The 26,900-nt window shown below is 47.8% G+C and carries 22 protein-coding genes; 6 read left to right on the top strand and 16 right to left on the bottom strand.

Annotation, left to right across the window (positions count from 1 at the left end; translation table 11 throughout):
• Nucleotides 1–73: 73 nt before the first annotated feature.
• Entirely contained in the window at nt 74–2,938 is a 2,865-nt protein-coding gene (gcvP, locus tag RJ47_RS17705; RefSeq protein ID WP_039485771.1) for an aminomethyl-transferring glycine dehydrogenase, read from the top strand.
• A 347-nt stretch (nt 2,939–3,285) separates the two neighbouring features.
• Complete coding sequence (locus RJ47_RS21085; RefSeq protein ID WP_072036354.1) at nt 3,286–4,065, top strand: substrate-binding periplasmic protein; 780 nt, start codon at nt 3,286–3,288, stop codon at nt 4,063–4,065.
• 67 nt (nt 4,066–4,132) lie between these two features.
• Here the strand turns inward: RJ47_RS21085 and RJ47_RS17715 are convergent, their stop codons facing one another.
• The 11 genes from RJ47_RS17715 to RJ47_RS17760 form a co-directional block, all read right to left on the bottom strand.
• Nucleotides 4,133–4,393 (bottom strand): DUF5062 family protein, encoded by a 261-nt coding sequence (locus RJ47_RS17715; protein ID WP_005469730.1) that lies wholly within the window; start codon nt 4,391–4,393, stop codon nt 4,133–4,135.
• Between the two features lie 100 nt (nt 4,394–4,493).
• The gene (locus tag RJ47_RS21090) at nt 4,494–4,676 is read right to left on the bottom strand and encodes a DUF2256 domain-containing protein (RefSeq protein WP_072036356.1); all 183 of its coding nucleotides are present in this window, start codon (nt 4,674–4,676) and stop codon (nt 4,494–4,496) included.
• Nucleotides 4,677–4,766: 90 nt separating this feature from the next.
• Nucleotides 4,767–5,336: a DUF1566 domain-containing protein gene (locus RJ47_RS17720; protein WP_039485774.1), complete on the bottom strand. Its 570-nt coding sequence runs from the start codon at nt 5,334–5,336 to the stop codon at nt 4,767–4,769.
• Nucleotides 5,336–6,784, bottom strand: coding sequence for a DUF1566 domain-containing protein (locus RJ47_RS17725; RefSeq protein WP_039485914.1), 1,449 nt, complete (start codon nt 6,782–6,784; stop codon nt 5,336–5,338). The genes RJ47_RS17720 and RJ47_RS17725 overlap by 1 nt, the downstream gene beginning before the upstream one ends.
• A 16-nt stretch (nt 6,785–6,800) precedes the next feature.
• Nucleotides 6,801–9,077 (bottom strand): proprotein convertase P-domain-containing protein, encoded by a 2,277-nt coding sequence (locus RJ47_RS17730; protein ID WP_039485778.1) that lies wholly within the window; start codon nt 9,075–9,077, stop codon nt 6,801–6,803.
• Between the two features lie 9 nt (nt 9,078–9,086).
• Nucleotides 9,087–11,222, bottom strand: coding sequence for a TonB-dependent hemoglobin/transferrin/lactoferrin family receptor (locus RJ47_RS17735; protein ID WP_039485780.1), 2,136 nt, complete (start codon nt 11,220–11,222; stop codon nt 9,087–9,089).
• A gap of 15 nt (nt 11,223–11,237) precedes the next feature.
• Nucleotides 11,238–13,247, bottom strand: a complete 2,010-nt coding sequence (locus RJ47_RS17740) for a prolyl oligopeptidase family serine peptidase (RefSeq protein WP_039485918.1) — start codon at nt 13,245–13,247, stop codon at nt 11,238–11,240.
• A gap of 218 nt (nt 13,248–13,465) precedes the next feature.
• Nucleotides 13,466–14,464 carry a succinylglutamate desuccinylase/aspartoacylase family protein gene (locus RJ47_RS17745; RefSeq protein WP_005469612.1) on the bottom strand — a complete coding sequence of 333 codons (999 nt, stop codon included), beginning with the start codon at nt 14,462–14,464 and terminating at the stop codon, nt 13,466–13,468.
• Between the two features lie 171 nt (nt 14,465–14,635).
• The gene (locus RJ47_RS17750) at nt 14,636–15,541 is read right to left on the bottom strand and encodes a DMT family transporter (RefSeq protein WP_039485783.1); all 906 of its coding nucleotides are present in this window, start codon (nt 15,539–15,541) and stop codon (nt 14,636–14,638) included.
• Nucleotide 15,542: 1 nt separating this feature from the next.
• Nucleotides 15,543–16,286: a 2OG-Fe dioxygenase family protein gene (locus RJ47_RS17755; protein ID WP_039485785.1), complete on the bottom strand. Its 744-nt coding sequence runs from the start codon at nt 16,284–16,286 to the stop codon at nt 15,543–15,545.
• Nucleotides 16,287–16,302: 16 nt separating this feature from the next.
• Nucleotides 16,303–17,517 carry an argininosuccinate synthase-related protein gene (locus RJ47_RS17760; RefSeq protein WP_005469475.1) on the bottom strand — a complete coding sequence of 405 codons (1,215 nt, stop codon included), beginning with the start codon at nt 17,515–17,517 and terminating at the stop codon, nt 16,303–16,305.
• A 105-nt stretch (nt 17,518–17,622) separates the two neighbouring features.
• On the opposite strand from RJ47_RS17760, the gene RJ47_RS17765 reads away from it, so the two are divergent.
• Nucleotides 17,623–18,531, top strand: a complete 909-nt coding sequence (locus RJ47_RS17765; protein WP_038187366.1) for a LysR family transcriptional regulator — start codon at nt 17,623–17,625, stop codon at nt 18,529–18,531.
• Nucleotides 18,532–18,591: 60 nt separating this feature from the next.
• Here RJ47_RS17765 and RJ47_RS17770 read toward each other — a convergent pair whose 3' ends face one another.
• From RJ47_RS17770 to RJ47_RS17790, 5 genes are all read right to left on the bottom strand, one after another.
• Nucleotides 18,592–19,521, bottom strand: a complete 930-nt coding sequence (locus RJ47_RS17770) for a Gfo/Idh/MocA family protein (protein ID WP_039485921.1) — start codon at nt 19,519–19,521, stop codon at nt 18,592–18,594.
• A 7-nt stretch (nt 19,522–19,528) separates the two neighbouring features.
• Nucleotides 19,529–20,710 carry an MFS transporter gene (locus RJ47_RS17775; RefSeq protein ID WP_005469671.1) on the bottom strand — a complete coding sequence of 394 codons (1,182 nt, stop codon included), beginning with the start codon at nt 20,708–20,710 and terminating at the stop codon, nt 19,529–19,531.
• A 62-nt stretch (nt 20,711–20,772) separates the two neighbouring features.
• Entirely contained in the window at nt 20,773–21,675 is a 903-nt protein-coding gene (locus RJ47_RS17780; protein WP_039485788.1) for a LysR family transcriptional regulator, read from the bottom strand.
• 125 nt (nt 21,676–21,800) lie between these two features.
• Nucleotides 21,801–22,412 (bottom strand): DUF3299 domain-containing protein, encoded by a 612-nt coding sequence (locus RJ47_RS17785; protein WP_039485791.1) that lies wholly within the window; start codon nt 22,410–22,412, stop codon nt 21,801–21,803.
• 88 nt (nt 22,413–22,500) lie between these two features.
• Complete coding sequence (locus tag RJ47_RS17790; RefSeq protein ID WP_039485792.1) at nt 22,501–24,024, bottom strand: M20 family peptidase; 1,524 nt, start codon at nt 24,022–24,024, stop codon at nt 22,501–22,503.
• A gap of 314 nt (nt 24,025–24,338) precedes the next feature.
• Here RJ47_RS17790 and RJ47_RS17795 point away from each other — a divergent pair, with 314 nt between their 5' ends.
• The 3 genes from RJ47_RS17795 to RJ47_RS17805 are packed head-to-tail and all read left to right on the top strand — an operon-like array spanning nt 24,339 to nt 26,817.
• Nucleotides 24,339–24,551, top strand: coding sequence for a DUF1656 domain-containing protein (locus tag RJ47_RS17795; protein WP_039485793.1), 213 nt, complete (start codon nt 24,339–24,341; stop codon nt 24,549–24,551).
• A 13-nt stretch (nt 24,552–24,564) separates the two neighbouring features.
• Complete coding sequence (locus RJ47_RS17800) at nt 24,565–25,428, top strand: HlyD family secretion protein (RefSeq protein WP_039485795.1); 864 nt, start codon at nt 24,565–24,567, stop codon at nt 25,426–25,428.
• A 9-nt stretch (nt 25,429–25,437) separates the two neighbouring features.
• Nucleotides 25,438–26,817: an FUSC family protein gene (locus RJ47_RS17805; RefSeq protein ID WP_052237984.1), complete on the top strand. Its 1,380-nt coding sequence runs from the start codon at nt 25,438–25,440 to the stop codon at nt 26,815–26,817.
• Nucleotides 26,818–26,900: the final 83 nt, after the last annotated feature.

Raw genomic sequence — 26,900 nt, forward strand, 5'->3', positions numbered from 1 at the left:
CAAAGTTCGGACGTATAAGCAATATTGTCAGTAGTGACAACCGATAACCGAACGATGGAGTAGGTAAAGGACAATGACTGAATTACTTCAAAGCCTCAGCACACAAAATGAGTTCGTTGCTCGCCACAACGGTCCAAACAAATCTGACCAACAAAAAATGTTGGAAGCGATCAACGTTGCAAACCTAGACGCGTTGATTGATGAAACAGTTCCAGCGCAAATTCGCCTAGAAAATCCGATGACACTGGCCGAAGCAAAAAGCGAAGCTGACATGTTGGTTGCCATGCGCGAATTTGCCGACCAAAACCAAATCAAGCGTACGTTCATCGGCCAAGGTTACTACAACACTTTCACGCCAAACGTAATCCTACGTAACGTGCTTGAAAATCCAGGTTGGTACACAGCATATACCCCTTACCAGCCAGAGATTTCGCAAGGCCGCCTAGAAGCTCTGCTTAACTTCCAGCAAATGGTGATGGACTTAACAGCAATGGACATTGCTAACGCCTCACTGCTTGACGAAGCAACAGCGGCAGGCGAAGCGATGACGCTATGTAAACGCGCTGGTAAGAGCAAGAGCAAAGTTTTCTTTGTGGCAGATGATGTACACCCTCAAACGCTAGAAGTTGTTAAAACTCGCGCTAAGTACATCGGCTTTGACGTACAAGTCGGTTCATTAGAGTCACTACCAGAGCAAGACGTGTTTGGTGCGCTTGTTCAATACCCTGGAACAACGGGTGAAGTTCGCGACCTAACGGACATCATCGCTAAAGCGCAGGCAAACAAAACACTAGTAACAGTTGCTACAGACCTACTCGCTTCAGCTCTACTTAAGCCAGCAGGTGAAATGGGCGCAGATGTAGTTATCGGCTCAGCACAACGTTTTGGCGTACCTATGGGGTACGGTGGTCCTCACGCTGCATTTATGGCAACACGTGACAAGCACAAACGTACTATGCCAGGTCGCGTTATCGGTGTTTCTATCGACTCTAACGGTAACCAAGCACTACGTATGGCGATGCAGACTCGTGAGCAGCACATCCGCCGTGAGAAAGCGACATCAAACATCTGTACTGCTCAGGCACTACTAGCAAACATGGCATCGTTCTACGCGGTTTACCACGGTGCAGAAGGCTTGCGTACGATTGCTCGCCGTACTCACCACATGACAGCTATCCTTGCTGCTGGTCTAACTAAAGCTGGCTTCGAACTCGCGCACAACAGCTTCTTCGATACCATCACTATCAATTCTAGTGAACAGACTGAAGCGCTGTACGCAAAAGCTCAAGCAGCTGACATCAACCTGCGCAAACTGCCAACTCAACTCGGTGTTAGCTTAGATGAAACAACAACCGTTGCCGACGTTGAAGCGCTATTTGCCGTATTTGGCGTAGAACAAGACGTAAACGCACTATCATCAGAAATTGCGAGCAACGAATTTGCAGCGATTCCTGAAGCGCTTCGTCGTACTTCAAAATACCTTACTCACCCAGTGTTTAACACGCACCACAGCGAAACGCAGATGATGCGTTACCTAAAACAGCTTGAGAACAAAGACTTCTCACTGACTCACGGTATGATTCCGCTAGGCAGCTGTACAATGAAGCTGAACGCCGCCGCGGAGATGATCCCAGTAACATGGCCAGAGTTTGGTTCGATTCACCCATTCGCACCAATCGAGCAAGCGGCGGGCTACTCTGCGCTAGCGAAAGATCTAAAAGAGAAGCTGTGTGAAATCACAGGCTACGATGACTTCTCACTGCAGCCTAATTCAGGCGCATCAGGTGAGTACGCAGGTCTAATCGCGATTCAACGCTACCACGAGAGCCGCGGCGAAGGACACCGTAACGTATGTTTGATCCCAAGCTCAGCGCACGGTACAAACCCTGCTACCGCTTCAATGGTGTCAATGAAAGTGGTTGTGGTTAAGTGTGATGACGATGGCAACATCGACATGACAGACCTAGCAGCGAAAATCGAAAAGCACGCGGATAACCTATCAAGCATCATGATCACTTACCCTTCTACGCACGGCGTTTACGAAGAGCAAGTGAAAGAAGTGTGTGAAATGGTTCATGCCGCTGGCGGTCAAGTTTACCTAGATGGCGCGAACATGAACGCTCAGGTTGGTCTAACGTCTCCTGGTCTTATCGGCTCTGACGTTTCTCACCTTAACCTGCACAAAACCTTCTGTATTCCACACGGTGGTGGTGGTCCGGGTATGGGTCCTATCGGTGTAAAATCGCACCTAGCACCTTTCCTACCGGGTCACATCGAAAATGGTGTTGAAGGTGAAGACTTTGCGGTATCAGCAGCAGATCTAGGCAGTGCGTCTATTCTACCTATTTCTTGGGCTTACATCGCAATGATGGGTGAAGAAGGTCTAACAGAGGCGACTAAGGTAGCGATTCTAAACGCAAACTACATGATGGAGCGTCTGCGCCCTCACTACCCAGTTCTTTACCGTGGTGCAAACGGCCGCGTAGCGCACGAGTGCATCATCGACATTCGCCCGCTTAAAGAAGAAACAGGCATCAGTGAAGAAGATATCGCCAAACGTCTAATGGACTACGGTTTCCATGCGCCAACCATGTCTTTCCCTGTAGCAGGTACACTAATGGTTGAACCAACAGAGTCTGAAGATCTAGAAGAGATCGACCGTTTCTGTGACGCAATGATCGCGATTCGTGAAGAGATGACCAAGGTGAAAAACGGTGATTGGCCACTAGAGAACAACCCTCTAGTTAACGCACCGCACACACAAGTCGATCTCGCGAAAGACGATTGGGATCGCCCATACTCTCGCGAAGTAGGCTGTTTCCCATCATCAGCGACTAAGTCTTGGAAATACTGGCCAACCGTAAACCGCGTAGACAACGTTTATGGTGACCGCAACTTGATCTGTTCGTGTCCAAGCATCGACAACTACGAAGAGTAATTTTTCTGGTTGAACACAGACAACCAAGTTGGAAACTCACTTAAATAGCCAAAGGCGAACCACAAGGTTCGCCTTTTTGTAATCGATGCCGCGTCAATCTTTCCGAAGTGGCACTGTGAATTTGGTTCTTCTAAACTCAAGGCTGAGTGGGTTGTTTAACAAGCCAATCTAAGGAACTATCTGTCTATCCTAACAATAGGAGGGGCAACCCTGATTGTCATCGTTTCAAAGCGAGAATCAGTAGACAGTAACAAACTAAGATTATCGATAAAATCAAATAACCGACACTTTGCACCAACAAATTGATGTGGGAAAAGTGATAATTATAACTCTACGGAAAGAATTGAATGCGCTCTCTATTCGTTGTACTTGTGATGTGGATGTCCGCTTTTAGTGCTTATGCCTCATCGCCTAAAACCATCAGACTTGCCTACTCAGACGTTGAATCATTTCCGTTCCAAATGGGCAACGGTAATGCAGTCGCCAAGCCGCCTGGGCTATCCATCGATATCATCGAACAGGCCGCTGATACCTTGGATGTAGAAATCGAATACGTTCGAATCCCGGGCAAAAGAGTCCTTCAGCAAATCAAAACGAATCAAGTCGATGGCGGTTTTATTTTCTCTTATAGTCCAGAACGAGCCCGTTACGCTGCTTACCCCACCAAAGATAGCCAAGCTGACAGCGCATTGCGTATCGCGACACTCGATTACTTTTTTTATCGTCTTCGTGATCAATCACTGGAGTGGGACGGGATAAACCTATCGCCAAGTATTGGAAGTCCAATCGGAGTTCACAACGGATTTTCAATTCAGAAGGTGTTATCTGATAAAGGTATAGAGACATTGGAGATGCCGAGTACCGCTCAACTGTTCGAATTGTTGAAGAAGCGGCGTGTATCGGCAGTGGCGATCCAAAGCAACATCGCCGACAGTTACATCGAAAAGAATCAATTACCCAATATCGTGAAGGTCAACCCACCAATACTCAGAAAGTACTACTATCTGATTTTCAGCCAGCGCTTCGCGGCAGAAAACCCAGAGCTAGTGAGTCAGATGTGGTCAACCATTGGTAGTGTTCGCGATGAGAGCATTGCAAATCATATGAACAAGTATTTGTTACGTTAAAGTCCGACGTAAACGCCAAGATAAGGCAAACGTCCGAGCAAACAAATCGCGCACGCTGAGAGGCGGCCTACTTCAATGGATCATTGTCTGGCAGCGCACTGTGTATCCAAAGTGCCAGTCTGTGTTTGATGTTTGCGCCATCCAATTTACTTTCTGGCAATGGCGTAATTTGTTTGGCATCAACTAAGAACAAGTAGATGGCTTTGACTCGTACAGGCTGAGGGGACTGCGGTAAATCAAACCCTTGCATCTTGGCCATCTTGCCACCAATTTCGAGTGCTTTTTTTACCAATTTGTCTTCATGTTGTAGTTTTGTGCTTTTCGACATCGATGGTGTCCTCTCTCTATCACTAGTCCACTTTAGAGTACCTTAAACTCTGGTTTTGTCGTGTTAATCCAATCGCAGATTAGTGACGCACCACACAACATCACTTCGCATCGCCTAACCCCATGCTGACGGTTTTGCGTTTTCTGCACCCATCTGAGCAATAGATCACATTGGCCCAGTTATTTCGCCACTTTTTGCGCCAACTGAATGGACGCAGGCAAACAGGGCACACCTTGGTGTCGAGGTGCGCTTTGAATCCTTTGGCAGTGGTTGATTTTCTCATCTCATGGTCGCGTTAAGATTGTTTTAATCTGTTACCGATAAGGTCAGCAATGAGATCAAAAAAGCGAACCCTAAGGCTCGCTTGTGTTTATTACTCTTCGTCCGCCACCAGCAAGACACCGAGTTTTGCTTGAGACATGCCGTAGCTAAAGACCTGCGCGTTACGCGTGTCAAATGTCATGATTCTTTGCGTGTCTGGAAGGTGGTGGTTACTCCACAAGTAAGACGTCAGGTCGGCATCATCTGTACGTGCGTCGAAGGCGCCACGGAAAGCTTTTGTGTTTAGCGCCGGAGTACGACAGGAAAATTCAGCCAAGCTCACCAACTCTTTGATATTCGGCATGCGCCATTTTTGCTTACCACCAAATTGGTGCAATTTGTGACTCTCACTTTGGTTGATCGACACCACTTCATTTAGTGCTGCCTGCCAAAACATACCTGTTGCGTTGCCCGTACAAGTCGCTTGCTCTGCATTCCATTCTTGTCCCACTGCACAGCGCATCCAGGTTAACCCAGTGACTTTGTCTTTTATGGTGCCATTGTCATTAAATTCGTAACGAATATTCGGCGCACTTTTACTGAAATCAACATGGCACTCTTGAGCGGCCATAGAAAAAGTGGATACCAAACTTAACGCGATACCGATTGTCAGTTTTTTCATTATTTCTTCTCCGGGTATGCCACTAAACGAACCGCAAATTGGTAAGAGTCGTAGTTATCAGTTGGCGTCTCGCTGGTGTATATTTCTTGCGGTGAAATCGAACCACGAGATTCACCTCGAGTCTCAATCGCATTAAAGAAGTGCCCATTCGCAGCAGCTTGATCCGAGTACTCAGAGAACGATGCGAACTTGGTCCAAATCACGCCCGTTTCGTAGTAACTCGCTTTGCTTTGCAGCGGGAAAAACTGCTTGGTAAAACCGTAGGCTTGGTTGTCTGCGTCCGTTTCTGTCTCACCGAAATCAATCAAGTTATACACTTCATGGGAGGTCGGTAAACGCCAGTTGGTAATGCCACACACCGCCTCTTTGTTTAGGTAGTTCACGTACTCTTCTGTGGTACAGATGTTGTCCGTACTGCGACAACCTAAGATGTTGATGTCTTCGATGTAAGGTTCAATCACTCCACTTTCTTGGTAGGCAAACAGACGATCAAAATGGCGGGGAGATCCTGCGTTATCTAGCTTCGATTCCCAAATCAAACCACTGCGTTGATCCTGTACACACGACCACTCGGCAGCGTCTTCAGAGAGTGCTTTGCCTGACGCATCTAGCTTCACAAATTTAAAGCCGCCGTCGTTTTTATCATGACCAAAGTTGGCGTCTTGACCCGGGTAATCGGCTGGTGATTGATCCACATAACCACCATCAGTTACATAAGATGTAATCCCAGTATCATTGTGATCACGGTATGCAATTTGAGATAACGTAATCTGAGAAGCGAGTTTTACCATCATCGCTTTCGCGCTTTGATCCATTAACAACTCTTTGCCTAACGTGGTGGTCTGGTCATCAAGTTGAACCGCCAACGCAAACACTTGATCGTTTCGATTAGACTCTTCCATCGCACTGGTCAGCGTAAGAATGTTTTTTTCCAGAGTCTGAAACGCTGCGTCGTCAACTTGCTGCATGATGTCGTCTGAAGGTAAACCCAGCGCTTTAAAGTGTGATTCTACGCGAGCCACTGACGTTGCTAAGCTCTCACCAGAAGCTACGTACCCAGCCACTAGAGTCGAGACCGCACTGATATCGTTGCCCGCTAATTTGTTCTGCGCCGGCGCAACCAAGATCGCGGTTTGGTCAGCGGCATCCGCGCGCGTGTTCAGCGCCGTGGAACCTGTGTCAATTTCAACCACGATTGGGTTTTCCAAAATGGCCTTGCTCGTACTGGTAATGGAGTACTGGCCATTGTTGGCTGTCGTGCTTGGCTCACCTGAACCGCACACAAAGTCTTGGTTCAGGTCAGCACATACTTTTTCATTGCCTTGAATAGACTGTGCTTTCACTGTTCCGGAAAGAGTATAGGTTGGAGCACTCTCATCAGAGCCTCCTGAGCCACCACAACCTGCTAACATCACAGCTGCGGCAAGCAAAGTAAGTTGAGTTTTCATATTGCTGCTTTCTAAATTAATGAGTGTGTTTTTGCTCACGACGCCAGAGTAATAGTCCTCCAAGAAGCCAAAGCCCCCATGAGAACGCGCCTCCCCCTGTGCCGGATTTATTGTTGGTTTTGTTGTTTTCTGTACTGTCGGTCGTTTGCTCACAGCTATAACGCTCGACTGAACCGATAGCCCATTCGACCAATGTCCCTGTATCGCCTAAACCGACATCGGACACTTCCAGTCGCCAAGTGCCATTAAGCGGCTCCCCAACAAAGGCTTGAAGCTGAGGATCATGTTTCGCCACCCAATAGAAACGCTTTTCACTCAGTGAATAACGGGGATTGGCGATCAATGTTTGCCTAACGCCCGATGGCGAGACGAGCTCCACCTGCAAATCGCTCATTTGTTGGTGCTGGAACTTGAGATAGACACCGAAATCTTCAGTGACCGTTTGTTTGTCATTGATGATGAAGTTAAAGCTCTTGAACCCAGCGTTGAAGGTACCGTTGCTTGCCAACGAAGCGTCTGGCAACGCGGAATTTTGAACCTTTAATGGCTGGCTAAGCTGTGGAATGCCCATAATCAGTGTGCGATTGTCGGTCCAATTGAGCATGCGTAAATCAGGGCCGTACTGGTAACCAATATTCGCATCCAGTTCAAACGGCTTGGCGCACAACGCCTTACCATCGAGTTGAATCCTTTGGTTTGCGACAGAAAACTTGTCTTGCTTAATAACAGCTTGATGACCGCTCGAGGTTGTCACCGTTCCATCAACCGAGGCTTGGCGAGCATTGGCAATCAAACGAACCGCCATCGGCTGAGCGGGATCAACGTAACGGCTGTCGACTTCAAGCACAAACGGCGCTTTCTCTAGACCATGAGTGGCGAAGTTGCGCTTTAGAATGTCGTAATACTCTTTCTCCGGATAAAGCGTCTTGGCGGTGTACAACATGCTCTCAACTAGATCGTGCATCTTCATCCCACGACCAAGGCCAAACATCGATTCCAAGACTAGGGTATCTATTTCGGTGAACGCCTCTTCTCCGTATTTTTCGACGCCCTGTTTTAAGGTTTGGAATAAAGGTGTCGACCATAGCTCGTCCCCGAGCTCACCACCGACACTTTCGTGAGCGCGATATTCGCTGGTCTCAAAATACTTCGCGCGTTGGTTCCAAAGACTGCGTGTAGAAATACGATTGCCGAAATAGCCATCCCAGTTAAATACGGTGTCAATTTCAAATTTTGAGCCTTGCTGGTGAAGCTTTCTGTAACTTGCCGAACCTGCCCAGTAATCAGCAAACCCTTCTGCCATGGCACCGGTGTGACCATATGCCCAGTCAGGGACAATTTGATAATGGATGCCATGGGCAAGTTCGTGAATGACGATATCCGCATCAATCGCATCAGGAGAACCGCCAATGCCAAACATCGCCGCCTTTGGGCCAAGGAAGTAGCTTGAGTTGTTGTTGGATAGCCCTCGACCATCAAACACCACGGGCTCTGTAAACAGCGAATAGCCCAGAGATTCAACATATCGCAACGATTCATCGATATGGTAAAACGCCATCACTTGAGCAAAGTCATTGCTGGCAAAGGTGAGCGTGTTTAACTCGCTGAGTTGGCTAAACTGCACAATACCTTCCGGTGCCAAAAATGACGCACTTCCACTCTTTACCCAGGTTTTGCTATCTGGTTGATACTCTTCCAAATACTCCGCATCCACTTGCGTCACACGCGAATTCGACAAGTAGTAATGCTCACCACTTTTTAAGACTTCAACGTTGCGTTCAACAAACCTTGGGGTATTTGGGTAGTCCGCCACATCAAGCCAAGGCAGTTCTGGCGCGACGTGTCTGTCCATGGTTCTCAGGTCTGGGTCCACCACATTCACTGCCGCAGTGACCACCTCCCCAGAAGCCAAAGAGGGTGGATACTGGGCTTTTAAGCGGCGTGGTGATTCTAACTCAGACGCTTTTGTCGCCTCGCCGTTGCGAATAATGGTGTCGTGCAAACTCTTGAAGACACGTTGCACGATGCCATCTTTGTCGGTATGGACCACTAAGGCGCGCTGCGGTTGGTATTCGCCATTCTCCGCAATATTGAAATTGTACTGGTGGCCGAGTTTGCTCTCCGTTTGATAGCGTAATGACACCGTCCCTGCCTCAGGGTAGTGGCGTTGCAAATAGTCTTGCGCCGCAACTGCGTCGCTCACCACTTGGTTGCCTGCAGGATAGTCCCACTCTCCTGCGCTAACGCCTGTAGAAATCAGCGCCGCAGCGATCAATGAATAACGTCTCTTCATGTTCAATCCTTAGAACGCGTAACGTGCGTTAACGGTGAAGTAACGACCGGACTCTGTTTGGAATGCCTCGTGTAGGCTTTCGAGACCCGCGATATCTTGATAGCGAATGTACTCACGATCGAATAGGTTGATGACATTGACACTAATATTGGTATTGTCGCCAAAGTCATAGCCTAGACCGATGTCAACGGCACCCCAGCCCGCGGTGGTCGCACAGTCAACCGCGATTTTTTGCTCGTTCACACATACGCTGGTGCGATTCATTTGGTCAGCCCAGTTAAGCTGCACGTAACCGTTAAGCGCTCCGTTGTCGTAGTTAAGCGCCACATTACCTTCCAGTGGCGTGATGGCACGGACGTAATCGCCTTCTTTGTCTTTTCCATCAACGATACCGATGTTGGTGCTGGCGATAATCGTGTTGGTGAGGGAGTATTCCACCGACGCTTCAGCACCGTAGGTTCGAACACCATCTAGGTTGTCAAAGGTCACCTCGGTGATATTGGTTCCTGCGCGTTTACCAACCGTCTTTTGCTCAATGAAGTTTCTGAATACGTTGTAGAAAACCGCCCCATACACGCGCATAGCGCCATCATCGTACTTGGCACCAATTTCAAAACTGTCACTGGTTTCTTCCTCTAGCTCAAAGTTAGGCATAATGATGAATGCGCTACCTTGCACGAAATCATGATTCACTAAGCCATAGGTTTTTGAGTACTCTGGCGCGCGATAGCCATGCTTGTAGCTAAAGTAGCTGTTGAATGCTGGGGTAAATTGATAGGCAATCGACGCACTTGGCGACACCTCACTGCTGTTGTTATCAGGCAGGTCTTCCATCCCAATTGAACGGCCGCTGTCAGAGCTCAGGCGGTAGGAGTCATAGCGAAGCCCCAACATTGCACGCCAGTTGCCTACTTCAATAGAGTCTTGAATAAAGGCGCCCACTGAATAGCTGGTTGCCGGAGCAAATGGGTTAGTTTGGGTCACTTTCACGCCATGCCAGTCCGTAAGTCTTTCATCGACTGGGCGCTCATGATAGGTCGTTTCAAACTTACCGCCATAAACCAGCGTATGCTTCAGCTCGCCTTGATACAGTTCTTTCATCATATCTGCAGACCAACCAACGAGCTGATCTTGGAACTGACGATTTTCTATCTCACGACGCAACAGGCGCACACCATTAGAATCACGATACATGAGCTTATTGGAGTCCTCGTTGAACAAGGTGTGTCGGTAGTACACTTTCGTCTCTAGCGTATCGAGGAGCAAGGTCTCTGACTCATATTCAGCACCCAACCAAAATAGGTAATTAGATAGCGTTTCGTCTTCGTAAAACGTCTCGATATCCATTTTTGCGTCACGTTGAGGAGGTGCGATCCCCTCTTCACGGATCATTTGTTCACGATAGAAATCCGCTTTGGCTTTCAGCATCCATTCATCGTTTAGGTAGTGCTGAATGGTATAAGCGGCGCTAAGGCCTTCGATTTCACGGTTCCACAAGTTTTCGTCGTACGATTTGCTCTCTTCACCACTCCAATACGCGGCTTGAACCAAGGAGCTAGTGTCGCCAAGTGCGAATGCTAAGTTGGATGAGAGTCTATAGCGACTACTGTTGTCGGAATAGTTCGCGGCACCGTCCACATAGAAATCCTCACCGTCGAGTAGATCTTCCGGCGAGAGCGATTTAACAATGATCACACCGCCAAGCGCGCCAGAACCAAAGCTTGTTGAACTTGCGCCCTTCACGACTTGAATCTCTTTTGCAGATGAAACATCAAAGGAGTTATGGCCCATCACATCGTTCAAGTCATTGGCACCGTAGCCATCTGATGCTGAAATGCCATCTTTCACTACAGAAACGCGGTTCCCCGACATACCACGAATCGTGATGTTCTGTGCGGTACCCGCCGAGCCAGTCACACTCACACCCGGCTCGTTTTTCAGCACTTCGTACAGTTCGGTCGCGCCCTTTTTACGCATCTCTTCACCGTCAATCACCGAGACAGAGCCTGCGGTTTTTGACAATGATTCTTCGTATTTATTGGCAGTGACGACCACCTCTTCAAAGGTGCTGACGTTAGATTCCGCGTGTACAAGGCCTGCCGCCAGTGCAGTCAGCACAGCGACATTGACTCGTGAAAGTTTCATGATGGCTCCGGTTCGTTATTCCGATTTTTGTAATTGTTTAATAAGAAATGCGTATTCCATCGCTTGGCGTTGTGAAGACTTGCGCTGATCCGTAGCGTGTCCACTTTCAAAATCTGTCTCTAGAAGATAGGGACCAGTGCCTGAGCTGATCGCTTCTAGTTGTGAGAGGTATTTAGCGCCCTCCCAATAAGGCACTCGGCGATCATGCCAACCAACGCGAACAAGCGTCGCAGGATAGTTAGCAGAGGTAAGATTTAAGATGGGATCGTACTGCGCCATTTTCGCCCGCTCTTCAGGAATCGATGGGTTTCCCCACTCCTGAAACTGCTGCGCTGTCAAAGGTAGTGTCGAATCTGACATACTCGCGACAACATCGACAAATGGGACCGTCAGGCTCGCCGCGCTGAATAGCTGTGGAGCTTGGTTGAGCGCACCAGCGACCAAAGTTCCCCCTGCGCTCGAGCCGATTGCCGCCACTTTTCGCTGACCCTTTTTGTAAGTCGACATCGCTTTCGACACAGCAACAAAGTCTTTGATGCCGTTGATTTTATTGACCCCGCGCCCCGACTGATGCCAAGCATCACCAAAGTAGCCACCACCACGAACATGAGCAATCGCATAGATGATCCCGCGATCCATCAATGAGATTGTCTGTGGCATAAAGTAGGGTTTCATCGTAAACCCATAGGCACCATATCCGTAAACCACCACAGGGGATCGCTCAGTCAGCATTGACGTCTTGTACGCCAAAGTCACAGGAACCTGAACACCACCCGATGGGATGAATATCGTTTCTGTATGGTACTCATCGGATTGGTATGACGGGTACGTATCTTCGCTCAATCGGCGACGGGTTAACGTAGAAACATCGAACTCTTCCCAGAGCGCAGGTTGGGTCATCGACATTGAACGAATACGCAGTTTGTCACTGGCGTAATCCCCAACTCGACTCAGCCAAGCAACACTGCCAGAAGGAGAAAGTAACTCACTATGTTGCTCTCGCCCTCGGTGGTTTAAAATGACGAGACTTTTTTGTCCTTGTTTCTGTTCAATCGCCGCAAGGCCAGATTGGAAAACGTAGTAAGTTTGCAATTCTGCGTCGTGACTAGGCGCGTAGATGAGCTGCCAGTCCGAATCCTTCATCGAGCTTGAATATAGAGCGAACTGACCATCACGGTTGCTTTGTACATACAGCTTGCCCTTGGCGACGTCTGCGTAGTACTCGAAGCCCTCACGTCTTTTGGCTAACGGGGCTGACAACTCACCATTCGACAAATCAAGAATGCGCTGTTCGCTGGCAGATTCAGAGTTACTTTGCACAATGGCAAATTGGCGATCACTGGCAAGGTAGGCAGAGACAAGCCAAGTTTGATTCGTCTCGATGTAAACGTCCGTGACTTGTCCATCCTCCAGCGAATAACGCACCAATCGACTTGGTCTGGCATCCTGAACCGTTTTCACGATGCCGTGCACACTCTTGCTATCGGCAGACCAAATCACAGTAGTGTCGCCGTTGGCATTAAAGCGCTGCTCTTTACCAGTGGCCACTTCAACCACCGCCATTTGGTACTGCTCGTTACCAACTAGGTCTTCAGTAAGGGCAATTTTTCGTCCATCTGGGCTGACTGACCAGCCACCAAGCTGATAGTAGTCATGCTGATTTGCTCGCTGTTCGATGTTGAGTAGATCAACGATTTGAGATGAATTGGCGTCTCTGACTCTCAGCCATCGTTGACCTTCTACGCGGGTGACCAGATACTCTTTTCCATCACGGATCAGCCATGGCTGACTGCCACGCTGTACGCGATGATTTGCCCACTCGTCTTGAAGCGCATCGCTCAGAGGTTGGAGGGCTTGTTGGAATTGTTCGACTTGACGATTGCGCTGCTCAAGATAGCGAATTACCTTGGCATTTGAGCGAGAATCGTCTCGAAGCCATTGATGGTTTTGCTCACTCTCTTCACTCGCAATAGCATTTGATGCTAATACTGAAAAAGAAAGCAAAATAATATTCACTAATCTCATTATAAACAACGCAACATACAAATTATTAACAGGCGCCGAAGTTTGCATGAGAATGGTAATGAGATCAATTATCGTTTACAGATAAATGTGATTTAGATCTCATTGGTGAACGAATTTTATAGAGTAATTGCTTTATCTGGTGAAGAAGTGTTCCTGTGCTTTATCAGGAACACCAGTGATGTGGGTGAATAGTTATCCCATAATATGCAGCGAATCCGTTATTGAATTAGTCTAACGACCAACGATCCCGGCGCTCGAACTGACTCAACATTGTGGCTTATGACGGTACCGTTAATCGGCGAGTAGTAAACCTCGATTTCATCACCGAAACTATTGTATTGCGTTGCCAATTTCTCCCCTTCACAAACCGTTTGCATTAAGTCGACATGGCAGATGACGAAACCACCTTGGCTTGCTCTGACACTGACAATTTGCTCGCCTTCCACGCAAGGCACCTCAGATTCGTCCACATTGCCTGACAACGCTTCATAAGACTTAAGAATGTTCATCACCCCTTTGGTTGCTCGCTCTACCATCACTAAATCGGTGTAGCGGCCAATGCCAACCTCTATCGTGATCGAAGGAATGCCGGCACGGTTGTAAACCGTTTCCAAAATGCCAGGGTCACCGGGATCATTAAGAATAACGTCGGGGTTAATGAGCCTAGCCATACGAATCGCATCTTCTAGGCGGTAATCAGCAAACGCATACAAGGGGTAAGCACTACCGCTGGTTTGGGAATGGAGATCGATAGCCAGATCCGCATTAGGTTTGAGCAGATTCTCCCACAAACTGTTTGCGTAGCGGCTTGCGTCATCACCAGTGGGACTTCCTGGGAAGACGCGATTAAGATTCGCAGATGAGCTATCCGGCGCGGCGGAGTGAAAGTCTCGGCTATGGCGGGCAATGCCTGACAGGTTAACCGTAGGAACAATCGTCACGACGCCCGCAATGGCTTTGCCGACGAGCTCCCGAGCGATTTGCTGCGCCGTTAAAATACCGTTTTGCTCGTCACCGTGAACACCTGCTGTGATCATAAATCGCTTACCCGGATTTTGACCTTTAAACACTCTCACTGGCAGTGTTTGCGGATGGCCTATAGCATCCGTTGCCACGGCAAACCAAAACTTGTGCTCCCCCGCCTCTAACGCGTTAACGTCTAGCGCTTGAATGGTTGGGTACATAGGGACGATACACTCGTTCAAAGGTTTGCTCATTCTTTACTCCGATTGTTCTCTGGGCAGGCCATTGCCTCTTAGTTCGCCTCCATAGTAACCGATGTGTAAAGAAGATCCATCCTCTGGGTATTGGGCTTTATTTTACGATGAGGATTCAACACTTTAGAACGTGATGCAGGAAAAAGAAAACCGGGCATTCGCCCGGCTTGGTTAGCTTTCTCTGGTTGAGGTGACTATCACACTGAACAAGATAAGTGCCCCACCAGCAAGTTGGGTTACACTCAACGTTTCTTGCAGCCAGACCATAGCGAAGATCGCACCGAATAACGGCTCACTGCCCATTAGCAAGGAAACACGAGTAGGCGAGGTTCTGCGCACCGCGTAGTTTTGGACATAAAAGGCAAACAGCGTACAAAACAGCACTAAGTACGCAACCGTAATCCAAAACTCCGTCGAGGTCGGCAACACAAACTCCGACGCAGGTAGAAACGCCACTGCGCCAACAATCGCACATGACGCCACAACCAGCGACTGAAGTGAGGTTAACGTTGAGGTGGTAATCTCTTTGCCCTCAGTAAACCGTTTGGTTAACGTCACCATCAGCGCACGTAGCAGCGCCGCCGTCAGAATAAAGTAATCACCCGTATTTAACGAAAACTCGATCCCTTGTTCACTGGTCAGCAGTAAAACCCCCACCACACTACAGACGGTGAGACCAAGTAGGGTATTGCTTACGCGCTTTTTGTTAATTATCAGTTCCGCGAAGGCCGTTAAGATCACGGTCAAGCTGATCAAAAAGGCCGCATTGGATGCCGAGGTCTGAGAGACCCCAAACACTTCGCAGAAAAAAATCGCCGATAGAATAAAGCCGGTCGGTATTGCTATCTTCCAATCTTTATTGAGCCCTCGGCGAAAGTCTCGAATCACTACAGGTAGCATACATAAAAAAGTGATTGAGAAACGTATCGTAATGAAGAGTAAAACACTGGTATACACTAAGGCACTTTTTGTGAGCCCGTAACTGGTTCCCCAAAATACCGCCACCAAAAGCAGCAATGATTCTGTTACTGGAAACTTAAAACTTCCTTTTTTTAACGAACTCGTAGCCGTAGTCATACTATTCCTCCATTTTTGTAAAAGCGATCACGAGTACATCCCGGTACGCGCATTTGTCTGAACTCTCAGGGCGAATTGGTGAGACTTCGTGCATGGTTTGCTCATCATCCGCCATCACGACATCAAACGTTTTATCTAACACTAAGGTCTCCAACTCTTGTTTATTTGCATCGGTGATGGTAGTCAGCCCTCCCATCACATTGATTTTGTTGATCATCAACGACGCAATGTAGGTGACACCATCACGATGCAAACCTTCCGGTGTGGGCTGCCCCAACTCGGAATCGTCAGCAATGATTCGGTAAGGGTGGAGCCGAATATTCCACTTGGTTGGCTTGCCTTCTACGCCATCGTAAATGTCACTCATCAATTGCAGCAGTCGCTCCAATATCGGCGACGTCACAAAGCGGTCCGTCAACGGTTCAAAGTGGCGTTCAATATCACCATTGAGCTGGTTAATGTAAGAAGGCTGAACATAAGGTTCATGAGGCAACATGGTAATCTCATGGCTGCCCGGCAACTTCATAAACTGACCATACCGGCGATAGCGATACGTACCGCCGTCTGCCATGTATTGATCCCTTTCCAAGTGATTCCAACAGTTTTTAAAACGAACCACCTCATCGACGTTGGTTTGCAGCAAGGATGTCATGTGCTTACCGCTGACAAAGACATACTGATTTTGCGCCAATATTTGCGTAATCACTGAAACGTTACGACTCGCGACCTGTTTAACGCTCTCCATAAATTGCACCTCTCTACTACACGGCTTGATGGGCTTTTTGCGGTTGAGTATCCAACGGCAAGGAGCGCTGGCTTCGTTCATGAGCCACTTCCACTTCCCAACGGTCACGATCACACAGATACCTTGGGTTTTCCGCCACGATACTCGTCGCCAGAGCACTTCCTCTGGTGAGATTGAATAGAACACTGCCAGAAATGAATTCCGCAGTGTGGGCGATGAACGCATAGCTGGCATTTTGCATCATGCTGCCAAAGCGACCTTCAACCGCTTCTTGTGTCCACATGTCGTTATGCATCGCTTTTGCTTTGAGAACATCGGTAGGTAAAGCTGCTGTTTCCAGCAGCTTGTAAGCCTTCATCAGGAGTGTTGCGGCGGGTGCTTCGCGCACCTCTAGTACCTTTTCGTCCTGATCGAGATGGTCGAACCCTACATATCGGCCAATCTCGTACGCGCCAACGTGGTTGTTAATGAAGGTAATTAACTCAAGTAAATTAATTGGCTGATCGTTCAAGGTGACAGGGTAGCCTTGACGAAAACCAATCTTAATTTGATCGTTTTCTAAATGTTTTTCTGGCTGCCAACGCGACCAGGTAAACAAAGATTCTGAAACGGTGAATTGTTCTGGGTTGTCAAGAACGCCGGATTCAAACTCACGACACCAAAGGTTGGAGTCACCGCTCACATTGCGGCTTTTAAAGCCAACTAAACCTGAATGGAAAAGCGCTTTGGCTTTCTCTTCTCTTGTAAGCGCGGAATACTCATAAGGAGAGCCATAAAACCCATCAAAGCCCGAGCGCTCAATCGCGCCATTAAGGCGGCGTAAACTATTTTGTGACTGGTTGGCGGTATGAATAATCGCATCACAGCCAAGAATTTCCGCCAACTCCACCGCTTTTTTGACGATAATTGGGCGTGAGAGTGACGAGCTAACAGGGTAATCCCCTAGGTACATGGATTGAGCCTGAATAGCGGACACTAAGCTGTGTTCAACGAACTCCTGCTTTGCATCGATGATCTTTAGATCGAAGCCGTAGTGATCGGTGATGAGCTTTAGGTTCGATTCTTCGATACCATCACCCAAGTCGACCGCGACAGCCGTGACTTTTGCGTGACTATTTTTAAGTAGTTCTAATACATATGAGCTATCTAGCCCCCCACTGAATAAGGTCAAAATATGCTTCGAAACGTCAGCAACTGCCTGAACATCCTCGATACTTCTGATCTTCTTCATGTTTCACGTCCTTTATTATTTTTAGTTGTTGTCAATTGACTTAATTAGTATCTATAAGTAACTTGAGCGAAACAATATAGCCATAATGCAAAGGATAATTGCGCCATGGACACAAATAAGCTTATTCCGCTGCTTTCAGAGATGGCAATCTTCGTTAATGTTGTGGAGTCGGGCAGCTTCTCAAAGACCGCCAAAAAACTTGGTGTATCCCCGTCATCCGTGAGCCGTTCGGTCACTAGGCTAGAGAGCGCGTTGGAAGAAAAACTGCTAGAGCGCACCACTCGCCAGATGCGTCTTAGCTCAACCGGGCAAGAGGTTTATAGCCTGTGTAGTGACATGATGAACTCAGCCAAAATGGCGGTTTCTGCGGCGCAGGTCGATAAAACCGATGTTTCAGGTAGCCTACGTGTTGCAGCGCCAAAAGCATTGTCTCGTCAAGTTCTTATGCCGATGATCCTCGACTTTATCGACGACTACCCCAACGTGTCGTTGCAGCTGAAAGTCGCCGACCACTACATTGATCCGATTGGCGATGAAGTGGACATCATCATCATGATCACCAACAAACCAACCGAAGGGTTGATCGCCAAACCTTTAGGTCAATGTCGATTGGTTTTGTGCGCAAGTCCAGCCTATATCGAAGAATATGGGATGCCGATTCACCCAGAAGACATTTCAAGCCATAACTGTTTGTGCTTAGGTGAGAATCCTCGTGACCGAGTTTGGGAATTTACTAACAATAACAAGCGTGTATCGATTAACGTTAACGGCTCATTTGTTGTGAACCACAGCGAAATTCGCCGTGAAGCTGTGTTGCGTGGGGTAGGTATTTCGGTCTTTCCAGAGTTCGCCATTCAATCGTATATCGACTCTGGGCAAGTGGTAGAAGTTTTGCGAGACTGGCACGTAGGCGGCAACTATCAAGGCAAAATCATCGCCCAATACGCGCAATCGAAGTACATCCCAAGCCAGATAAAGACTTTTATTGAGTACTTGCAGCAAAGATTAGTGTAATCCAACTAAAAAAAGTGAAGCCTGAGACTTCACTTTTTAGGTGCGAACGCTTGGGTGTCCTTATCGCTTCGACGCGTTCAAACGAGCAACAAGCGCCTCTGCAAGTTGATGGGTAGCAATGTTGCGCTCGACGATATGGCTCGCCAGTTGCCCCGCCCTGATCACCGACAACCAGTCTTGTATCATTGCCGAAAACCCCTTTGTCGTTAGCATTGGTGCCCAATCTTTCAATGCTAACGCCACCTCTTGCCCCTCTTCCCATTGGCGACCAGCCACAAAGGAATCAAATTGTAGCGCCTTATTTTGGTAGGTTGCCGAGACCCTTTCTGTGGTCACACCAAACTGACGATTCATTGAAGCATGGAGCAGCGTTTCGCCGGCCTGCCACTGAATATCTAGCCGACCTAACTGCTCACCCACCCATTGTTGGGTGACATAGGCGTCGTTTATGTCCGATCGACCATCTAAGTTAACGCTATCAAGTGGATGGATAAAATCATCAAATACGAACGTCCTCACCTCACCAGATAGATTATGACGATGCTTCTCCCAACGAAGAGAGGTTAATGCCCCACATCGGCCATTAGCGACTTCCGGCAAGTAGTGATTATAGAGAGGAATATAACGACGATTAAAACCGACATAAAGCGGCGCGTTGTGCTTGCTCGCGATGTCATACAGTTCCATGACATCTGCGGCATTGTCCGCTAATGGCTTATCGACAAACGTTGGGATACCTAGCTGCAAAAAATAACTCGCGATCTGTTTATGCACACTCGTGGCAGCATGAATCATTACGGCATCGACCCCGAGCCGAGGTAAATCGCGATAGTCATGACAGGTTTGCGCCACTCGATATTGTTGAGACAATGCCTGCAAAGCGTCTGAGCTTCGGGTACAAAATATAGGCTCAACATCAGCCAGTTGAGTGATAATGGGAAGGTATGCCTTCTGAGCGATATCACCTAACCCAACAACGCCAATTTTCATCATTGTTTTAACTCCACTTAAGCATACGTACTTCATTGCCCTCTTCAGGCTTTCTTGGGATATTGAGCGATAACAACAAACTTACCATCGCCATCCCAGCACCGATATAAAACACGGCAGAGGGAGAGATTAACCAAATAAATCCAAACGACACTGGAATGAATACCGCAGCAATATGGTTAATGGTAAACGATACCCCCGCCGTAGAGGCCATGTCAGCAGGGTCGGCGATTTTTTGGAAATAGGTTTTAATCGCAAGGGCTAAGGCAAAGAATAGATGGTCGATAACATACAGCGCGGCCGCCCATTCTGCAGTTTGAACCATTGCGTATCCAACAAACACACCAATTAAGCCAACATACTCAAAAATCAGCGCTTTTCGCTCGCCCACTTGACCAATGAACTTACCGATTCTTTTTGCAAACAAGAAGTTAAACAGGTAGTTGATAAGAAACAGCAAGGTAATATCTGCAGCCGAATAGCCAAATTTTTCGACCATCAAGAACCCTGCGAAAACGGTGAAAATTTGTCGACGAGCACCACTCATAAAGGTTAATGCGTAGTAAAGCCAATATCGCTTGCGCAACACCAGCTTTTTGTTCTGAGGGACTTTCGACTGAAACTCGGGAAAGGCAAACGCCATCCAAACCACCAGCAAGAATCCGACCCCGCCGAACGTTAAATAAACCCATTTGAAGTCCATATGAAAGACTTCAAGGCAAAACCACAGAGCCCCATAAGTACACAGTGAGGCAAGCGCGCCTATCGATATAAATTTACCCAACATTTCCGGCGCTTCATCTTTCGATAACCACTGAAGTGACAGCGATTGCTTGAGGGTTTCGAAGTAATGGAATCCTATCGACATGAGCAAGGTCGTCATCAGCAAACCAAATAACGTAGGAAAGAATCCGGTAATCGCGGTGCCCAGAGTGAGCGCCGCAAGCGAGAGTAAAATAAAACGCTGCTCACGAATAAAAAGAAGGACGAACACGGCGGTAAACGCAAGGAAACCGGGGATTTCACGTACACTTTGCAACAAGCCAATATCGGCGCCATCAAAGCTCGCTTTTTCGATCACAAAGTTGTTTAGCAACGCCATCCAGCTTGAGAAAGCGATAGGGACAACGATGGAAACCACCAACAGGAAGTTCTGCGGCGTTTTCCACGATGTGGATTCAGAGTTCATAAATCATCCTTGGTTTGACGAATCGCTTGCGGTAAGGCCAATCTTACATAAACAGGTAAAGGCTAACGCGGTTTGTATTTCTGCACATGGTCGTTGACCGCCTTAACAATCGAACTTTTCACCTCTTTGATGTTTTTTGCGTGCGGACACCATAAGGAGATCGGCAGCTTCATTCCCTCTAACATCAACTCAAGCTCAAGTGGCGAAACCCCTTCGACCGCAAACTGAGACTCAGAAAGCGCTTTTGGCAACCATGCCCAGCCAAGCCCTTCTTTGATCATTTTAATCACCAATGCCAGTTGATCGACTTGCTCATTGTTGGCTGAAAATACAAATTTGTCGGCCAAGCCTTCATCCACCAGTGATTTGAGCATAAACTGCCGCTCAGTTTGCAACTCACTCACCACCGACGTTTTGTCCATTTGCGCCAATCGCCCACCTGTTTGTACATAGGGTAGAAACTCCACATGGCCTAAGAACGTCGAGTCAAAACTATGAATTGCGGTACTTTCATGAATATTGACCAGACCAAAATGAATTGTCCCATCAACAATGCCTTGCTTTATTTCGTCACGATCGCGGACAAGAAACTCTACGCGCATGGTCGGAAAATCTTGCGCTAACTGTTGGCGAATCAAAAATAGCGCTTGGTGAGGGACAAAACTTGGGTAGGCAATCACCACGCGTTCAAGCCCTCCGTAGGATAGGCTGAGAGCGATCTTGTCAAACACGCGCGCTTGCTCGATCGCTTGCTTAGCATAATGATAAAGAAGATGACCGTCTTCGGTGGGTTCAACAGAGCGACCAATTCGTTCAAACAAGGTGACCGCAAGTTGGTCTTCAAGGTTAGTGATAACCTGACCTATGGTAGTACGATGCTTGTTTAGTTTTACCGCGGCCTTGCTAAAAGAAAGGTGCTCATAGACGGTGACAAAGGCTAACAACTGTTCGAGGCTGAAATTCATTGTGCTTGCTTCCTGTAGACCATTGCCTACAAGATAGCACTTTTCGGCTTTCGCTCTCCAGTACAATCAAACACCTACACTCGTTCGAGCTATAAACTAATCACGACGCCCATCACCACACCGTCTTACTGAAAGGTCACGATGTCCGAGGCATCGATAACATAACCAATCTCAATATCCTGATTACCATCTGAGAGTGCAACGGATGCGGATACCCCTCCTGCTTTGATATCCCCTTCAACCCACACTGGCGTGTAAAGACTTTGCATCTGATACCCTTCCGGGAAGTCGACCAAGATAGTTTGGTTCGCCGGTGGCGGTGGTGTATGGATACAAGCGCCCGCCGTTGGTACCAAAATAAATTGCGTCCCGACTAAGCCTTCCATCTCTAGTGGCACCAAGAAGCCGCCTAGTTTCATGTCATTCACTTGCAAATCAGGAATAATGGCATTGGCATAACGCTTACCACTCACAAGTTCATCAAGTGCCTCTCTCACGTTCAACCCGCGTTTCTCTGCAAGCTCAATACGCTTTATGTAGCCATCGTGTTCCATTGGGCTTAGCTTGCGACTTTGCTGAGCCACTTCATAAACATAAATCTCTGTAACCAACGCTTTATCACTTGGAGATAAACTCTGCTGCTGTGTGTTTTGCGGACGAAGAGAGTCCCATGACAAAGTGTCTGCTGCATGAGTCAAAGGCGTGATCAGCGCTAGCATTAACAATATGTTTTTCATTCGTTTGTTCCCCAAAGTCGATAGAGCATGTCAGTCATGCTGGAAACGATGACCGCAGCACGTTGCGCCACGGTCAGTAAGGCTATGATTAAAGGTTTTCTAGGTTATCCATCAGTTTGTAGAAGAATCCAATCGAGCGACCATACTCATCAACCAGAATTCGTTCGTTCACACCGTGGAAACCTTCAAACTCTTTCACACTTTCTAGTTGCAAAGCGGTAATGGTGTACACATCCGGTGCAAAATCACGCGCTTGGAAGTGCTTAGAGTCTGACCCACCGATAACAAAGAATGGCGATACAATCAGGTCATTACCCCAGGTTTGGCGAATGGTTTTCTCTAGCATTTTGTATCCTTCACCGTTTGGATCGGCCACATTGGTTGCTGGCGTTGATGCTGAGATATCTCGTACTGTGATGCGCTCATCGCCGATGGCTTTTTTCACGTGTTCAATAATCACTTCAGGTGTATCACCAGGCATAGGGCGGAAGTTCACTACCGCTGTCGCGGCTGGTGGCAGTACGTTATCTTTGATACCGGCATTGAACATGGTCACTGCGGTTGTCGTGTGCAACATGGCACGCGTCACTTGGTTTTGCGACATCACATCAATAAACTTCTGCTCTAAATCGCTGATCGAATCGTTCTCTCCATAGGCCACCGCTTTGTACATTGGTTGCTGGTCTTCAGGTAACTCTGGCCCCATAAAGCGGTACTGGTAGCGAACCGCATCATGAATCTTGTATGGGAACTGCGCCGCTTCCACTTTTTCTACCGCTTTGGCTAGCGCAACAATATTCGACTCACCAGCAGGCTGCGAAGAGTGGCCGCCAATACCATTGATTGCGATCTCCAAGCTCACGTAGCCTTTCTGAGCAATACCAATTAGGGCCGTATTGTCACGAATGCCCGGGAACACGCCTGGGATTAGCGGCGCTGATTCATCAATCACAAAGGCAATTTTGTCATAACGCTGCTCAATAATATCCGCTGCCTGTTTTGCCCCTTCCGGTCCGCCAACTTCTTCATCATGACCAAACACAAACAAAATGGTGCGCTCTGGTTGGAAGCCTTCTTTAATCTTCATTTCAGTGGCTTCTAAGATGGCGTGAATTTGGTTTTTGTCATCCAGAGAACCACGTCCCCAAATGTAGCCATCTTTGATCTCACCGGAAAACGGCTCGACTTCCCATTGATCGCGAGATTCCTCTGCAATTGGCACCACATCTTGGTGAGCCATAAATACCGCCGGTGGCAGTGATGGGTCTTTGCCTTCCCAGGTGTAAATTAAGCTAAATGGGCGCGGGTCGCCAACTAGTTCACGCTTCAGTGTTTTATGTACTAGAGGGTAAGATTCAACTAAGAAGTCGTGATAGTTGTTAAACGCCTCTTCATCAAAATCACTGCGGTCTTGATTTGAAATGGTTGGAAACTGAACCGCTTGAGATAGGCGTTGTGCCGCCCCTTCTAGATCCACTTTCACTTCAACTTGCTCAACACCTTGCATTTGCATTGAGCTAAAGTCTTGGTCTTCCACCGCCCAAGCAGACACACTTGCTGTAAGCGCAAGCGCAGAGGCGATACCTTTAAAAAGTTTGGTTTGCTTAGTCATTACTAATTACCTTCATTCGCGAGAAATAATTTGAGTCTGTGTCGTGTTGATGGGCTTAGTATTGATGTTTTTTTTGCCGCGAACCAATCGCATATGAAGGACCAAACCCTACATATTCGAATCATCAATCCCGATTTCAGATAATAAGTGCGACATTAATGTTTATTGAGCCGCTCTGAGCATCTCTTTATTTATTGATTACACCGAAGTCACCAATCTCTTATGGGTTGATGGATACGACCCTACATATGCGAGTGTTGAATTACACCAAGCGCAGTTAATCTCTCGGAAAAGACGCTATACAGAGATCATTTATGCACGCTATCCCTCACGAAATCGCTTGGGGTGAAGTCTATTTCACGCCACTGCTATTAGTTGCAGCCCTTGCGTACGGGCTTACCCTGCTAACCACCAATATGTCCGTCAAAACTGGGCTCTATCAATACATTTCTCACCCGACTCTGGCGGAGATATGTCTGTTTGTGATTTTTACTGGCGTGATCAGCCAAGTTATTTCGATTGTTTAATAAGGGGAAGAAAATGGTTAAGCGCTATTTGGTGACTCTGATCCTAGTACTGGGGGCTGGAGCCGTGATCGCCAACTTTTATTCGATATTCACGCAAAATCCGTGGACACGCGATGGTCGCGTCAGTGCCTATATCGTTTCGATTACACCTCGTGTCACTGGCCAAGTGACCGCCATTCATATCTCAGACAACAGTCGGGTCACAAAAGGCGATCTGCTGTTTGAAATCGATGACAGCTTGTACCAAGCGGCATATCACAAAGCCATTGCATCTCAACAACAAGCCCAAGCCGCCCTCGATAAAGCGCTCAATGAAGAAAAGCGTGCGCTCGCGCTACAAAGCCGGACTCCAGGCTCTGTTGCGACGCTCACGCTCAACAACTTGAACAACGCGGTCGACTCGGCTAGAGCTAACTTAAACCTAACAAAAGCCATGGTTGAAGAGGCCAAACTCAACCTTGATTACACCAAAGTCTACGCATCAACCGATGGGTTCATTAGTAATTTTCATTTGCGGGTGGGCTCTCAGGTTGTCGCCAACAGTCCGGTTGTTGCGCTGATTGATGCCAATAGTTTCTGGGTAGAGGGCTATTTCAAAGAAACCGACCTAGAAGGCGTGGATCCCAATGACAAAGCATTCGTGACCTTGCTTATCGACCCAGACAAACCTTTAGCAGCAGAAGTGAGCAGCATTGGCTACGGCATCGCCAAGCAAGACGGCATAACAGGCAGTGAACTGCTACCAAATGTGAACCCGAATTTTCAGTGGATTCGACTGGCTCAGCGCATTCCCGTTAAGGTGACATTAAAAGAAAAACCCAAAAACTTGCAGTTACGTGTTGGCATGACGGCATCGATAAAAATCATTAAGCAATAAGGGGTCATAATGCTCAATCAGTCGACAAAAGAAGCGCTTAAAGCGGCGTTGGCGATCGTCATTGCCCTTTGTCTTGCCATCTGGTTTGAGTGGGATAAACCCTACTGGGCCGGCATCACCGCCGCTGTTCTGGCACTGAACGAAACGTTCGCACACTCTTTGCAAAAAGGACAGAATCGAGTGCTCGGCGCTTTGATGGGCGCGGGTTACGCACTGTTTTTGATTAGCTATTTTTCTCAAGACCCAGTTTTATTTGTCGTGTTCTATGCTTTGCTGCTTGCCGCCAGCTTGTTTATGGCGAGCGATGAAAAGCGCGGCTATATCTTTGTTCAAGGCTACACCGTCTGTACCATCATCTGCTGTATGGGAGGCTTCGACAGCTTAAATACCTTTGACTACATCATCCTAAGGTTACAAGAAACCTTACTGGGAATTGGTGTATTTACCTTCATATATCGGCTAATTTGGCCGGTTAGCACTGAGACGGTATTTTCACGTCGTTATTGGCAGTTACATGCCAAATTACAGCAAGCGCTCAATCACTATCATAATGGCAGGCTAAGTAGCGAGACCATTGCGCATATTCAGCACAGTGTCAGTCAACTTCATCACTTGCTCGAGCTGCCGAATCATGGCAGCTACGACTTGCAGTATTATCAGCACCAGTGGTTAGAAAGAGTGAGAGAAGTCGATGTGATTGTGCACATTATTGATAGCCTCAACCATAGACCTAGTGAGTTGGCCAATTACCTCGCAGACATTGAGCATAATCTTGTATCGACGTGGAAAACGCCGCCGACTGAGCCTCTGCTACCTGCAGCCTTACTTAATATGGCCCAGCGTTATTCAAGTCATAAACCTTCGTTAAGACAACGCAGCCTAAAGCAGCATCTTAAAGACGATTGGAGAAAAGTGCTGCAAGGGACCAGTACCTTTCTGGCCTGCATATTGGCGTGGGTCTACCTTCCTGTACCTGGCGGCTTTATATTCCCAATGATTGCCGGCATCTTTGCCACCAATCTTCCCCCGCTACCCACCAGTGCGATTAGAGATGCGTTCTTTGGTGCTGTTGGCTTGGGCGGATTCTACTTACTGCAGTATTCACTCATCATGCCATCCTTCACTGAGTTGTGGCAGCTGCTCGCGTTTTACTTCATTAACATTGTGGCTATTTGGAAGGTGTTCGATACTGTGCGATTGGGGATTTTTCGCGTGCTCGGGGTTAACTTGCTGTTGGTACTATCCTCCAGCGCGTTGAACCTCACGCCTTACTATACTATCGAAATGCCGCTGATGATGCTGGTCTATGTATTGATTATTCTGGCGATAGCCAAACTTGTTTCCGATCTACTTACACCCTGTAAAACGAAGGTCGCGTTCGATAAATAATCACTTGCCGCTGCGTCGATGCCCTGAGCGTCCTTAATGCCACGGCCTTGGTTCTCGCCAAGGCTGTTTCTATTTCATACCGT

This window comes from Vibrio sinaloensis (assembly GCF_000808535.1).
Classification (GTDB): domain Bacteria; phylum Pseudomonadota; class Gammaproteobacteria; order Enterobacterales; family Vibrionaceae; genus Vibrio; species Vibrio sinaloensis_D.